This window comes from Pseudomonas sp. PS01299 (assembly GCF_029960145.1).
GTDB classification, from domain to species: Bacteria; Pseudomonadota; Gammaproteobacteria; order Pseudomonadales; family Pseudomonadaceae; genus Aquipseudomonas; species Aquipseudomonas putida_A.
The window spans coordinates 1-13,306 of record NZ_JASCPO010000162.1 but is presented as its reverse complement, the minus strand read 5'-3'; the positions used below and the strand labels follow the sequence as shown (position 1 = coordinate 13,306).

12 protein-coding genes are annotated in these 13,306 nt (G+C 60.2%); 8 read left to right on the top strand and 4 right to left on the bottom strand.

Features of this window, described 5'->3' with window-relative positions:
• Positions 1 to 70: 70 nt before the first annotated feature.
• Complete coding sequence (locus QMX91_RS22345; protein WP_135294674.1) at positions 71 to 721, bottom strand: HAD family hydrolase; 651 nt, start codon at positions 719 to 721, stop codon at positions 71 to 73.
• Between the two features lie 28 nt (positions 722 to 749).
• Positions 750 to 1,295, bottom strand: coding sequence for a gamma carbonic anhydrase family protein (locus QMX91_RS22340; RefSeq protein WP_282413389.1), 546 nt, complete (start codon positions 1,293 to 1,295; stop codon positions 750 to 752).
• Between the two features lie 62 nt (positions 1,296 to 1,357).
• Between QMX91_RS22340 and prlC the strand changes: the two genes are divergently transcribed.
• Both prlC and QMX91_RS22330 read left to right on the top strand, forming a co-directional pair.
• Complete coding sequence (gene prlC, locus QMX91_RS22335; RefSeq protein WP_282413388.1) at positions 1,358 to 3,436, top strand: oligopeptidase A; 2,079 nt, start codon at positions 1,358 to 1,360, stop codon at positions 3,434 to 3,436.
• Positions 3,433 to 3,717, top strand: coding sequence for a YheV family putative zinc ribbon protein (locus tag QMX91_RS22330; protein ID WP_007962808.1), 285 nt, complete (start codon positions 3,433 to 3,435; stop codon positions 3,715 to 3,717). The genes prlC and QMX91_RS22330 overlap by 4 nt, the downstream gene beginning before the upstream one ends.
• A 45-nt stretch (positions 3,718 to 3,762) precedes the next feature.
• Here QMX91_RS22330 and QMX91_RS22325 read toward each other — a convergent pair whose 3' ends face one another.
• Positions 3,763 to 4,407 (bottom strand): dual specificity protein phosphatase family protein, encoded by a 645-nt coding sequence (locus QMX91_RS22325; RefSeq protein WP_027610212.1) that lies wholly within the window; start codon positions 4,405 to 4,407, stop codon positions 3,763 to 3,765.
• 311 nt (positions 4,408 to 4,718) lie between these two features.
• Here QMX91_RS22325 and QMX91_RS22320 point away from each other — a divergent pair, with 311 nt between their 5' ends.
• The 4 genes from QMX91_RS22320 to QMX91_RS22305 all read left to right on the top strand — a co-directional run bounded on the left by QMX91_RS22320 (position 4,719) and on the right by QMX91_RS22305 (position 9,699).
• Positions 4,719 to 5,465 (top strand): gluconate 2-dehydrogenase subunit 3 family protein, encoded by a 747-nt coding sequence (locus tag QMX91_RS22320; RefSeq protein WP_027610213.1) that lies wholly within the window; start codon positions 4,719 to 4,721, stop codon positions 5,463 to 5,465.
• Positions 5,466 to 5,467: 2 nt separating this feature from the next.
• Entirely contained in the window at positions 5,468 to 7,252 is a 1,785-nt protein-coding gene (locus QMX91_RS22315; RefSeq protein ID WP_047597066.1) for a GMC family oxidoreductase, read from the top strand.
• A gap of 12 nt (positions 7,253 to 7,264) precedes the next feature.
• Positions 7,265 to 8,566, top strand: coding sequence for a cytochrome c (locus QMX91_RS22310; RefSeq protein ID WP_282413387.1), 1,302 nt, complete (start codon positions 7,265 to 7,267; stop codon positions 8,564 to 8,566).
• Between the two features lie 74 nt (positions 8,567 to 8,640).
• On the top strand, positions 8,641 to 9,699 hold the full coding sequence (locus tag QMX91_RS22305; RefSeq protein WP_134785099.1) for a PA0069 family radical SAM protein: 1,059 nt from the start codon (positions 8,641 to 8,643) through the stop codon (positions 9,697 to 9,699).
• An 85-nt stretch (positions 9,700 to 9,784) separates the two neighbouring features.
• On the opposite strand, the gene QMX91_RS22300 is transcribed toward QMX91_RS22305, so the two are convergent.
• Positions 9,785 to 10,366, bottom strand: a complete 582-nt coding sequence (locus QMX91_RS22300; RefSeq protein WP_134785098.1) for a hypothetical protein — start codon at positions 10,364 to 10,366, stop codon at positions 9,785 to 9,787.
• Between the two features lie 494 nt (positions 10,367 to 10,860).
• Here QMX91_RS22300 and QMX91_RS22295 point away from each other — a divergent pair, with 494 nt between their 5' ends.
• Positions 10,861 to 11,592 (top strand): carbonic anhydrase, encoded by a 732-nt coding sequence (locus tag QMX91_RS22295; protein ID WP_098966495.1) that lies wholly within the window; start codon positions 10,861 to 10,863, stop codon positions 11,590 to 11,592.
• A gap of 89 nt (positions 11,593 to 11,681) precedes the next feature.
• Positions 11,682 to 13,208 carry a SulP family inorganic anion transporter gene (locus tag QMX91_RS22290; protein WP_282413386.1) on the top strand — a complete coding sequence of 509 codons (1,527 nt, stop codon included), beginning with the start codon at positions 11,682 to 11,684 and terminating at the stop codon, positions 13,206 to 13,208.
• The last annotated feature ends 98 nt before the right edge of the window (positions 13,209 to 13,306 follow it).

Genomic DNA, 13,306 nt, shown 5'->3' with positions numbered 1-13,306 from the left:
AGCAAGCCCGCTCCCACAGGTGACATGCATGCCTCCTGTGGGAGCGGGCTTGCTCGCGAAGACTGACTGATCAGCGCCGCAAAAACGCCTGATGCAACTCAGCCAAAGTCTCAAAGTGATAAGCCGGCGCTTCGGCACTCAACTCTTCAAAACTGCCAAACCCATAGCCCACTGCCGCCGCGTCCACGCCGTTGCTGCGCGCGCCGATCAGATCATGCTTGCGGTCGCCGATCATCAGCGTATTGGCCGGATCCAGCCCTTCTTCGGCGATCAGGTGCGCAATCAGCTCGACCTTGTTGGTCCGCGTGCCATCCAGCTCACTGCCGTAGATCACCTTGAAGTGTTTAGCGAAGTCGAAATGCCGGGCGATTTCCCGGGCAAATTCCCAAGGTTTGGAGGTCGCGATGTACAGCTGCCGCCCCTGGCCGCTCAGGGTCTCGAGCAACAGCGTGACGCCGTCGAACACACGGTTCTCGTACAGGCCGGTGACCTTGAAGCGCTCACGATAGAAATTCACCGCCTCCCAGGCCTTGGCCTCGTCGAAGCCATAGAACTGCATGAACGCCTGCAACAGCGGCGGGCCGATGAAGTGTTCGAGTTTGCTCAGGTCCGGCTCGTCGATGCCGAGTTTGCTTAAGGCAAACTGGATGGAACGGGTGATGCCTTCACGCGGGTCGGTCAGGGTGCCATCGAGGTCGAACAGTACGGTCTGGTAGTGCATGAGAAATCCTGAGCAGGTATAGGTCGATTCAGAGCTGATCGTAGCCTTCGGCCAGATGCAGATCCTTGAGCTTCACGTAGTTCGCCGCGCTGTAGGTGAAGAAGGCTTGTTCCTTGTCAGTCAGCGGGCGAATCTGCTTCACCGGGCTGCCCACGTAGAGGAAACCGCTTTCCAGGCGCTTGCCCGGCGGCACCAGGCTGCCGGCGCCGATGATCACATCGTCCTCGACCACCGCGCCGTCCATGACGATGCTGCCCATACCGATCAGCACACGGCTGCCAACGCTGCAGCCATGCAGCATGACCTTGTGGGCGATGGTCACGTCATCGCCGATCAGCAGCGGGAAACCATCCGGGTTGAACGGGCCGGCGTGGGTGATGTGCAGCACGCAGCCGTCCTGCACGCTGGTGCGCGCGCCGATACGGATGCGGTGCATGTCGCCACGGATCACGGTCAGCGGCCACACGGAGCTGTCTTCGCCGATTTCGACGTCGCCGATCACCACCGCGGAGGCGTCGACAAACGCGCCCTTGCCGAGCTGCGGGGTGTGATTCTGGTACTTGCGAACGGACACGATAAGTTCTCTCTCTGTCGCCGATAGCTGCGGTGAGTGTCGATTGTAATTAAGATGGGCGCATGTTTCTTCCAGCCAAGGTGCCAACCGTGAGCGTGAACAACCCTCTTCTGCAGTCCTACGACCTGCCGCCGTTCTCCACGATCCGTGCCGAACACGTGCTGCCAGCCATCGAAACCATCCTGGCCGACAACCGCGCCGCCATCGCCGAAATTCTCAAGACCCAAGGCCAGAATCCGACGTGGGCCGGCCTGGTGCTGGCGATGGACGAACTCAACGATCGCCTCGGCGCTGCCTGGAGCCCGGTCAGCCACCTCAACGCCGTGTGCAACAGCGCCGAACTGCGCGAAGCCTACGAGTCGTGCCTGCCGGCCCTGAGCGCCTACTCCACCGAGATGGGCCAGAACCGCGAGCTGTTCCAGGCCTATGAAGCGCTGGCCAACAGCCCGGAAGCCGCCGGTTTCGACGTGGCGCAAAAAACCATTCTGGAACACGCCCTGCGCGATTTCCGTCTGTCGGGTATCGACCTGCCGGAAGCCGAACAGAAGCGCTACGCCGAAGTGCAGAGCAAGCTGTCCGAGCTGGGCAGCCGCTTCTCCAACCAGTTGCTCGACGCCACGCAAGCCTGGACCAAGCACGTCACTGAGGAGGCTGCCCTCGCCGGCCTGACTGATTCGGCCAAGGCGCAAATGGCTGCCGCCGCGCAGGCCAAAGGCCTCGACGGCTGGCTGATCACCCTGGAATTCCCGAGCTACTACGCGGTGATGACCTACGCCCAGGATCGCGCGCTGCGTGAAGAAGTCTATGCCGCCTACTGCACCCGTGCGTCGGACCAAGGCCCGAACGCCGGGCAGAACGACAACGGCCCGGTCATGGAAGAGATCCTCGACCTGCGTCAGGAACTGGCAAAACTCTTGGGCTTCGCCAGTTTCTCCGAGCTGAGCCTGGCCACGAAAATGGCCGAGTCCAGCGATCAGGTGCTGAGCTTCCTGCGCGACCTGGCCAAACGCAGCAAGCCGTTCGCTGCGCAGGATCTGCAGCAGCTGCGCGCCTACGCCGCCGAACAGGGCTGCGCCGATCTGCAAAGCTGGGACAGTGGTTTCTACGGGGAGAAACTCCGCGAGCAGCGCTACAGCGTCGCTCAGGAAACCCTGCGTGCCTACTTCCCGATCGATAAAGTCCTCGGCGGTCTGTTCGCTATCGTCCAGCGTCTATACGGCATCGAAATCGCCGAGCTGAAAGGCTTCGACACCTGGCACCCGGACGTGCGCCTGTTCGAAATCAAGGAAAACGGCCAGCACGTCGGCCGCTTCTTCTTCGACCTCTACGCCCGCGCCAACAAGCGCGGCGGTGCGTGGATGGACGGCGCCCGCGACCGTCGCCGCACCGTCGACGGCGTGCTGCAAAGCCCGGTGGCCAACCTGGTGTGCAACTTCACCCCGGCCGACAGCGGCAAGCCTGCGCTGCTGACCCACGATGAAGTGACCACCCTGTTCCACGAATTCGGTCACGGCCTGCATCACCTGCTGACCCGCGTTGATCACGCCGGTGTTTCCGGGATCAACGGCGTGGCGTGGGATGCGGTCGAGCTGCCGAGCCAGTTCATGGAGAACTGGTGCTGGGAGCCGGAAGGCCTGGCGCTGATCTCCGGTCACTACGAAACCGGCGAGCCGCTGCCGCAAGACCTGCTGGAAAAAATGCTCGCGGCGAAAAACTTCCAGTCCGGGCTGATGATGGTCCGTCAGCTGGAATTCTCGCTGTTCGACTTCGAACTGCACGCCACTCACGGTGACGGCCGCAGCGTGGCGCAAGTGCTGGAAGGCGTGCGCGACGAGGTGTCGGTCATGCGTCCACCGGCGTACAACCGCTTCCCCAACAGCTTCGCGCACATCTTCGCCGGCGGTTACGCCGCGGGTTACTACAGCTACAAGTGGGCGGAAGTGCTGTCAGCCGATGCCTTCTCCAGGTTTGAAGAAGACGGCGTGCTCAACGCCGAAACCGGACGCGCCTTCCGCGAAGCGATTCTCGCGCGTGGCGGCTCGCAGGCACCAATGGTGCTGTTCGTCGACTTCCGTGGCCGTGAGCCATCGATTGACGCACTCTTGCGTCATAGCGGCCTGAGTGAGGACGCAGCAGCATGAGTGAGGCACCTGTGATTACCAAGAAGCGCTTTATCGCCGGGGCTGTCTGCCCGGCGTGCAGCGAGCCGGACAAACTGATGATGTGGAACGAGGACAGCGTGCCGCACCGTGAGTGTGTGGCCTGCGGTTACTCGGATACATTGAACGAGCAAGGGCTGTCGGTTCCGAAGGAACTGGGCACGCGGGTCAATACCAGCGCGCTCAAGCCGGCGCCGGACAAGACCGTCCAGGCCGTGCAGTTCTTTCCGAATCCGAAGCTGAAGAAAAAGTCCGAAGACTGAGCCGGCAAATGACCCTCCACGGTGCAATGCCGTGGAGGGTGCGGCTTACTTGAGGTTGACCGACTGGAACCAGCTCTTCATCGAGCAGGTGGCAAAGGCACTGGTGCTGCAGTCGCCGTTGGCCAGCGCGGTGCGCAGTTTGTCGACATCGGCCTGCATCACGTAGCGCACGCCATCCTTGAAATGGCCGCTTTCACCAAAACCGCCCTGCGTCATTTCATTCAGCGCGTCTTCCTTGCTCCAGCCCTGCACCACGATTCGATACATCGCCGCCATCAGGCCGGTGCGGTCGGAACCGTGTTTGCAGTGCATCAGCACCGGGCCGTTGGCTTCGGCAGCCTGAATCGCGCGCAGCGTCTTGAGCACATCGGCGTCATCGACGTGGTTGGTGCGATAAGGCAGTTGCACTTGATTGATGCCCGGCTCCGACAGCCAGCTGCTGTCAGCTTCCGGCAGGAAGTTGATCACCGTCGCCACTTTCAGGTTCTTCAGCAACGGCACTGCGCCGCCATCCGGCAAGGCGCTGCGGTAGAGGGTTGGCGACATCTGGAACAAGTTGTACTGCACTTCAACCGGTTGCGCCCATTCAGGGGGACGCGATGTTGCAGCGGCGTCAGCCTGGGCCGGCATCAAGTGCAACAGGGCAACAAGCGACAAACACAAAGCAGGGAAAAGGCGCACTCGAGACATGCTGGGCTGACCGTATCGGAATTCATCAATGAAAGGCCTCGCAGCTTCCACGTCTGACGGTCAAAGCCCTGTGAGGCACTTGTCAAAGAATCGTGAATCCGTGCGATTTAATTGAGCACTCAGGTAAAAAAACCGCAGCTTTTTCCGCTGAATCGGTTCAACCCGATGCATAGCCTGCTACCATTTGTCACACGATGTTGCAGGCGTCCCCCTTTTCCCGGTCAACCACCGGGCCACGCCGCGACGAAAAAATGCTCACGCCGTTCGCAGAAACGGCGGACAACCATCAATGCCTGATGAGGTGCACCCCCATGTCTGACGCAGATCGAGACAACCCGCGGCGTGAGTTCTTGCGCAAATCCCTGACCCTGATTCCCGTGGTCACCCTCGCCGGTAGCGGTCTGGGCAGCAGCGTGTTGCAAGCGGCGCCTGAAGCAGCCCCGTCGACGCCCGCAGCCACACCGGCCAAAGCTGACGCCAGCGCTTATCAGCCGAGCTATTTCACAGCCGAGGAATGGGCCTTCATCAACGCCGCCGTGGCACACCTCATCCCCAATGACGAGCAAGGCCCGGGGGCTCTGGAAGCCGGCGTGCCGGAATACATCGACCGCCAGATGAACACCCCGTATGCCGCCGGTGCCCTGTGGTACATGCAAGGCCCGTTCAACGCCGACGCCGCGCCGGAGATGGGCTGGCAGAGCAAACTGGTGCCAAAAGAGATCTATCGCCTGGGCATCGCTGCCACGGATCAGTGGGCAAAATCCCTCAACGGTAAAACATTTGCTGAGCAAGACAGCGCTACCCGAGAAGATTTGCTCAAGCAGCTCGAAGCCGGCAAACCACAGTTCGATGCGGTTCCAGCGAAGATTTTCTTCAGCCTGCTGCTGCAAAACACCAAGGAAGGGTTCTTCTGCGACCCGATCCACGGCGGCAATAAAGGCATGGTCGGCTGGACCATGATCGGCTTCCCCGGCGCCCGCGCCGATTTCATGGATTGGGTGGAACGCAACGAGCAATACCCCTTCCCGGCAGTTTCGATTCGCGGCGAGAGGGCTTGAGCATGGCAACCGTAATGAAGAAGGTCGACGCAGTGATCGTCGGTTTCGGCTGGACTGGCGCGATCATGGCCAAGGAGCTGACCGAGGCCGGGCTCAACGTGCTGGCGCTGGAGCGCGGGCCGATGCAGGACACTTACCCCGACGGCAACTATCCACAGGTGATCGACGAACTCACCTACAGCGTGCGGAAAAAACTCTTTCAGGACATCTCGAAAGAAACCGTCACCATCCGCCACAGCGTCAACGACATCGCCCTGCCGAATCGCCAGTTGGGTGCGTTTCTGCCGGGCAATGGTGTCGGTGGCGCCGGTCTGCACTGGTCAGGCGTGCACTTTCGCGTCGATCCGATCGAGCTACGCATGCGCAGCCACTACGAAGAGCGTTACGGCAAAAGTTTCATCCCCAAGGACATGACCATTCAGGACTTCGGCGTCAGCTATGAAGAGCTGGAGCCGTTCTTCGATTTCGCCGAAAAGGTCTTCGGCACCTCCGGCCAGGCCTGGACCGTGAAAGGCCAACTGGTCGGTCAGGGCAAGGGCGGTAACCCTTACGCACCGGATCGCTCCAATCCGTTCCCGCTGGAAGCGCAGAAGAACACCGTTTCCGCACAACTGTTCGGCAAAGCGGCGACAGAGGTCGGTTACAAACCCTACAACCTGCCCTCCGCGAATACTTCAGGCCCGTACACCAATCCCTACGGCGCGCAGATGGGCCCGTGCAACTTCTGCGGGTTCTGCAGCGGTTACGTTTGCTACATGTACTCCAAAGCCTCGCCAAACGTGAACATTCTGCCGGCGCTCAAGCCCCTGCCGAATTTCGAGCTGCGCCCCAACTCGCATGTGCTGCGGGTCAACCTCGACAGCACCAAGTCCAAGGCCACCGGCGTGACGTACATCGACGGCCAGGGCCGCGAGATCGAGCAACCGGCGGATCTGGTGATCCTCGGCGCCTTCCAGCTGCACAACGTGCGCCTGATGCTGCTCTCGGGTATCGGCAAACCGTACGACCCGATCAGCGGCGAAGGCGTGGTCGGGCGTAACTTCGCCTACCAGAACATGGCGACCATCAAGGCGTTCTTCGACAAGGACACCCACACCAACAACTTCATCGGTGCCGGCGGCAACGGCGTGGCGCTGGACGATTTCAACGCCGACAACTTCGATCACGGCCCGCACGGCTTCGTCGGTGGCTCGCCAATGTGGGTCAACCAGGCGGGCAGCCGCCCGATTGCCGGCACCTCAAACCCGCCCGGCACTCCGGCCTGGGGCAGCCAGTGGAAACGCGCGACCGCCGATTACTACACCCACCAGGTGTCGATGGATGCCCACGGCGCGCATCAGTCCTACCGTGGCAACTACCTCGATCTGGATCCGGTGTACCGCGATGCCTACGGCTTGCCGCTGCTGCGCATGACCTTCGACTGGCAGGAAAACGACATCAAGATGAACCGCTTCATGGTCGAGAAAATGGGCAAGGTCGCTCAAGCCATGGGCCCGAAAGCCATCGCGGTGATCGGCAAGCAGGTCGGTGATCATTTCAACACTGCGGCCTACCAGACCACCCACCTCAACGGTGGCGCAATCATGGGCACCGATCCGAAGAAGAGCGCCCTGAACCGTTACCTGCAGAGCTGGGACGTGCACAACGTGTTCGTGCCAGGTGCGTCGGCGTTCCCGCAAGGCTTGGGTTACAACCCGACCGGGCTGGTGGCGGCGTTGACCTACTGGTCGGCCAAGGCGATTCGTGAGCAATACCTGAAAAACCCCGGCCCGCTGGTTCAGGCATAAGGAGCGATGACCATGAAAAATCTTGTTATCGCCATCTTGGCGCTGCTCGGCAGCACGGCTGTACACGCCGCCGACGTTGATCAGGCGTTGATCAAACAAGGCGAATACCTCGCCCGCGCGGGTGACTGCGTGGCCTGCCACACCGCCAAGGGCGGCAAGCCGTTCGCCGGCGGCCTGCCGATGGAAACGCCGATCGGCACGATCTACTCGACCAACATCACCCCGGACAAAACCGGTGTCGGCGATTACAGCTTTGAGGACTTCGACAAAGCCGTGCGCCATGGCGTGGCGAAAAACGGCAGTACCTTGTACCCGGCGATGCCGTATCCGTCCTACGCCCGTGTCAGCGAAACCGACATGCAGGCGCTGTACGCCTACTTCATGCACGGTGTCGAACCGGTGGCGCAGGAGAACAAGGCCAGCGACATTCCATGGCCGCTGAGCATGCGCTGGCCGCTGATGAGCTGGCGCTGGCTGTTTGCGCCGAAGGTCGAGGACTACAAGGCCACCTCGGCTGATCCGGTGATCGATCGCGGCGCCTATCTGGTCGAAGGCCTCGGCCATTGCGGCGCCTGCCATACGCCACGGGCGCTGACCATGCAGGAAAAATCCCTGAGCGCGGCGGACGGCAAGAACTTCCTCGCCGGCAGTGCGCCGCTGGAAGGCTGGATCGCCAAAAGTCTGCGCGGTGATCACAAGGATGGCCTGGGCAGCTGGAGCGAAGAGCAACTGGTGCAATTCCTCAAGACCGGCCGCAGCGACCGAAGCGCAGTGTTCGGCGGCATGAGCGATGTGGTCACCCACAGCATGCAATACATGACCGATGCCGACCTCACTGCGATCGCCCGCTACCTCAAGTCGCTGCCCGCAACTGATCCGAACGATCAGCCGCATCAGTACGATGAGAAAGCGGCCAAAGCCCTGTGGAACGGCGACGACAGCCAGCGTGGCGCAGCGGTGTACATCGATAACTGCGCGGCCTGCCACCGTACCGACGGCCATGGCTACACCCGTGTGTTCCCGGCGCTCGCGGGCAATCCGGTGCTGCAATCGGAAGACCCGACCTCGCTGATCCACATCGTGCTCAAGGGCGGTACCTTGCCGGCGACGCACACGGCACCCTCGACCTTCACCATGCCGGGTTTCGCCTGGCGGTTGTCGGATCAGGAAGTGGCGGATGTGGTGAGTTTCATCCGTGGCAGCTGGGGCAACAAAGGGGCGCCGGTGAAAGCCGCTGACGTCGCCGAGTTGCGTAAGGAGGATATGAAGCACACCTCCGGCGATGACCTCGGTCAGGTCACGCAACACAACTGACCAGTCGCCCGACGGCACTAGCCAGATGAGCAACGCCCCGATACTGTATATGCACACAGTATCGGGGCGTTTTCATGTCTACTCCATTGCCACCACGCGGCCGCGGCACCGCGACCAACCCGCACAACCGCTTTGCGCCGAACCGTTCGGTGGCCGAGGACGACGGCTGGTATCAGGAAGTGCCCGAAACGCAGAACACCGAGGTAATGATCGAAACCGCGAAAACCATCATTACCCGCAATACTTCGCCGGACCTGCCGTTCGACCGCTCGATCAATCCCTATCGCGGCTGCGAGCACGGCTGCATCTATTGCTATGCGCGACCGAGCCACGCCTATTGGGACATGTCGCCGGGGCTGGATTTCGAAACCCGACTGATCGCCAAGACCAACGCCGCTCAGGTGCTTGAGGAACAGTTGAGCAAACGCGGTTACCAATGCGCGCCGATCAATCTTGGCTCCAACACCGATCCGTATCAGCCCATCGAGCGCGAGCACAGGATCACCCGGCAGACCCTTGAAGTGCTTCTGCGCTACCGGCACCCGGTGACCATTGTCACCAAAGGTTCGCTGATTCTGCGCGACCTCGACCTGCTCACCGAGCTGGCGCAGCAACGGCTGGTGGCGGTGATGATCAGCCTGACCACGCTGGACGATGAACTCAAACGCATCCTCGAACCCCGTGCCGCTGCACCGAAAGCACGGCTGCGGGCGATCCGGGTGATGCGCGAAGCAGGCATTCCCGTGGGGGTGCTGTGTTCGCCGATGATTCCGATGATCAACGACAGCGAAATCGAAAGCCTGCTGACCGAGGCACATGCCGCCGGTGCACAAAGTGCCGCCTATATGATGCTGCGCCTGCCGCTGGAAGTGGCGCCGCTGTTCGAGGAATGGCTGCAGGCGCACTATCCGCAGCGTGCGGCCCATGTCCTGAGCCTGATCCGCCAGAGCCGAGGCGGCGAACTCTACGACAGCCGTTTCGGCGCGAGAATGCGCGGCGAGGGACCGTTCGCCGACCTGCTGGCGCAACGTTTCGCCAAAGCCATTAAACGTCTCGGTTTAAACCATCGTGAGGGCTATAACCTCGACTGCACGGCCTTCTGTCCGCCAGGGGCACAAATGGCTCTGCTGTAGGCAGAGCGCAAAACAATAAAAAATCGCTTGATGGAGTCTGGCTCCATCAAGCGATTATTTAGAACTACTGGCTTCGGAGAAGCTGTTACTTGAACCAGTTACTGATCCAGTCGACGATGCGGCGGGCGGTATTCTTGATGTTTTCCAAAGCGTTTTTCACCCACTCGACAAACTGCTCAACAATATTGCTGACCCAGAAATAGATCTCGTTGTATAACTTGCTGAAAAACGCCATGATCTGGTCCGACACAGAAAGGATTGCCCCCTGAGTCGCCGGATACTTTTCACCAATATCAATAGCCTTATCGAACATATCATCGATCATTTTGTTGGAAGATTCTTTCTGCGCTGCACGCTTCTCCTCCATACGCTTCCTGAACTCCTCGCTGGCAGCGTCACCACCACCGCTTTCCTTGAACCGCTCGGTGTCCGCGGTGATCTGATTCTGAATTTCATTGGTGTTAACGGCACCGTTTCTTTGCGAATCTTCTTTCAAGCCTTCAACTGCCGCGGCTTCTTCCGGGGTCAGCGAAGTGAGCGCAGAAACGGTTGGATAAACCGGTTTGGCCAGAACTTGGCGGCGCGCCCCAGGCGTATGATCGCAACTTGCCTTATGAAATTCGCGCAGTGCATTCATGGTAGTAACAAAAGTAGTTTGAGTTGTCATCTTTTCAATCCTTGAATAATTAATTAGACGGACACACCAATTATGCCCGCCCAAAAAACTATAGGAATAAAACGATTGAGCCACAACAACTTAGTCATTTCAAAATAATAAAGTCGACTACAAACAGAACAACTAACATGAGACTCAAGCCAACTAATACTAACTTCCTCCTCATTATCAAATGACATAGATAAAAAATTCTTCAGCTTGATCGCGCAGCCTTCTGTCCGCCGGGTCGCCACATGTCGTTGATTCAGCGACAATCGGCTTATGGTTGAGGGTTGGAATCCTTGCGTCGAAACACGCCAGTCACGTTTTTTGTGACCTGGAACACACGTTCTAGAGCGCTTGATTCAGTTTGAGTTAAGTTTCGGCAGCTACCTTGTTCATCGAGTGACTGACGGGTCGGGATGGCCCGGATGTTTTAAACAGCCACTGGCTTCATACCGGAATACACGGGAACGACTCCCCGAATCCGCCAAAGAGGATGAATCATGAGTGACAAGGATAAACAGCCGTTGGCTGCGTCGGCGCAAGCCGTCCCTGGGGCGGAATCCGCCGATGCAGCGCTGCGAACGATCGTTGACGGCTTTTTGCATTTTCATCATGAGGTCTTCCCGCAGCAGGAAGAACTCTTCAAGAAACTCGCCACGGCGCAATCGCCACGGGCGATGTTCATCACCTGCGCCGACTCGCGCATCGTGCCCGAGCTGATCACCCAGAGTTCGCCAGGCGATCTGTTCGTGACCCGTAACGTCGGCAACGTCGTGCCGCCTTACGGCCAGATGAACGGTGGCGTTTCCACTGCAATCGAATACGCGGTACTAGCGCTGGGCGTGCAACACATCATCATCTGCGGCCACTCCGATTGCGGTGCCATGCGCGCAGTGCTCAATCCGGACAGCCTGGAAAAAATGCCGACGGTCAAAGCCTGGTTGCGCCACGCCGAAGTGGCAAAAACCATGGTGCACGAAAACTGTAACTGCACCGACGAAAAAGAAAGCATGCCGATCCTCACCGAGGAGAACGTCATCGCCCAACTGCAGCACTTGCGTACCCATCCTTCGGTAGCCTCACGCATGGCGAACGGTCAACTGTTCATCCATGGCTGGGTCTACAACATCGAAACCAGCGAAATCAAGGCTTACGACGCGGATCAGGGACGCTTCCTGCCGCTCGACGGCAGCCATCCGATTCCGGTGGCGACGCCCAAAGCGCGCTTCTAAATCCTCCTAAAAATCTGTGTGGCATGACGCCGGCCGCTGTTCAGCGGCCCGGCTTCGCCACGCCTGAAGAAAGCTTCGGGAGAGTCATCATGCGTGCTGCTCAATTGAAAGCGGTGTTGCCACGGGAGCTGCTGGCTTCGGTGGTTGTGTTTCTGGTCGCGTTGCCGCTGTGCATGGGCATTGCAATCGCTTCCGGGTTGCCGCCGGCCAAAGGTCTGATCACCGGGATCATCGGCGGTCTGGTGGTGGGTTGGCTGGCAGGCTCGCCGTTGCAGGTCAGCGGGCCGGCGGCCGGTCTGGCGGTGTTGGTGTTCGAGTTGGTGCGCCAGCACGGCATCGAGATGCTCGGGCCGATTCTGCTGCTCGCCGGGTTCCTGCAACTGGTGGCCGGGCGCCTGAAGCTCGGGTGCTGGTTTCGGGTCACGGCGCCAGCGGTGGTCTATGGCATGCTCGCCGGGATCGGCGTGTTGATCGTGCTCTCACAAATCCATGTGATGCTCGATGCCAAACCGCAACCGTCCGGGCTGGATAACTTAACGGCCTTCCCCGGCGCAGTGGCGCAAGCCTTGCCGTCGTTCGGCTGGCAGGCCGGCTTGCTCGGCCTGGCGACCATTGCGGTGATGTGGCTGTGGGAGAAATTTCGCCCGCATTCGCTGCGCTTCATTCCCGGTGCGCTGCTCGGTGTTGGCCTGGCGACCGGGGCCAGCCTGTTGCTGGCGTTGCAGGTCAAACGGGTTGAGGTACCGGAGAACCTCGCCGAAGCCATCGACTGGCTGAAACCGGCGGACTTGCTCAGCCTCGCTGATCCAACCCTGCTGATTGCGGCTTTTGCCGTGGCGTTCATCGCCAGCGCCGAAACGTTGTTGTCCGCTGCTGCGGTGGATCGCATGCACAACGGCGTGCGCTCGGATTTCGACCGTGAGCTGTCGGCGCAAGGTGTCGGCAACATGCTCTGCGGTCTGCTCGGTGCGCTGCCGATGACCGGGGTGATCGTGCGCAGCTCGGCCAACGTCCAGGCCGGTGCAACCACCCGTTACTCGACGATCTTCCATGGTCTGTGGCTACTGGCGTTCGTGCTGTTGCTGTCGAGCGTGCTGCAAAGCATTCCGGTGGCGAGCCTGGCAGGCGTATTGGTGTACACCGGGTTCAAACTGGTGGACCTCAAGGCCTTTCGTGGTCTGGGCCGTTACGGGCGGATGCCGATGTTCACCTATGCCGCCACGGCGCTGGCGATCATCTTCACCGACCTGCTGACCGGTGTGTTGATCGGTTTCGGTTTGACGATGTTGAAACTGGCGTTCAAGGCTTCGCGATTGAAGATCAGCCTGATCGATCTGCCGCAGGACGGTGAGATGGAATTGCGTCTGGTGGGCGCGGCGACGTTCCTCAAGGTGCCGGCGCTGACCCAGGTGCTGGGCAGTATTCCGCAGGGCACGACAGTGCATGTGCCGCTCAATAACCTGAGCTACATCGACCATTCGTGTCTGGAGTTACTGGAAGAGTGGGGCCGGGCGAATGCGGCCAAGGGGTCGAAGCTGTTGATTGAGTCGCGCGGGTTGAAGCGACGGCTTGAAGGTAGGGTTCGGACTAACACCGGGATCGGTGCGGCTGGTTAAATCCCCCGCTTGCAAAGAACCCCTGTGGGAGGGGGCTTGCTCCCGAAGGCGATGGATCAGTCGATATTGATATTGACTGACCCACCGCCTTCGGGAGC

Coding starts and splice junctions, on each gene's coding strand:
- QMX91_RS22320 (WP_027610213.1), top strand. CDS start 4,719: ATGTCTGACGCAGATCGAGACAACCCGCGGCGTGAGTTCTTGCGCAAA.
- QMX91_RS22330 (WP_007962808.1), top strand. CDS start 3,433: ATGAGTGAGGCACCTGTGATTACCAAGAAGCGCTTTATCGCCGGGGCT.
- QMX91_RS22305 (WP_134785099.1), top strand. CDS start 8,641: ATGTCTACTCCATTGCCACCACGCGGCCGCGGCACCGCGACCAACCCG.
- QMX91_RS22290 (WP_282413386.1), top strand. CDS start 11,682: ATGCGTGCTGCTCAATTGAAAGCGGTGTTGCCACGGGAGCTGCTGGCT.
- QMX91_RS22310 (WP_282413387.1), top strand. CDS start 7,265: ATGAAAAATCTTGTTATCGCCATCTTGGCGCTGCTCGGCAGCACGGCT.
- QMX91_RS22295 (WP_098966495.1), top strand. CDS start 10,861: ATGAGTGACAAGGATAAACAGCCGTTGGCTGCGTCGGCGCAAGCCGTC.
- QMX91_RS22345 (WP_135294674.1), bottom strand. CDS start 721: ATGCACTACCAGACCGTACTGTTCGACCTCGATGGCACCCTGACCGAC.
- QMX91_RS22315 (WP_047597066.1), top strand. CDS start 5,468: ATGGCAACCGTAATGAAGAAGGTCGACGCAGTGATCGTCGGTTTCGGC.
- prlC (WP_282413388.1), top strand. CDS start 1,358: ATGTTTCTTCCAGCCAAGGTGCCAACCGTGAGCGTGAACAACCCTCTT.
- QMX91_RS22300 (WP_134785098.1), bottom strand. CDS start 10,366: ATGACAACTCAAACTACTTTTGTTACTACCATGAATGCACTGCGCGAA.
- QMX91_RS22325 (WP_027610212.1), bottom strand. CDS start 4,407: ATGTCTCGAGTGCGCCTTTTCCCTGCTTTGTGTTTGTCGCTTGTTGCC.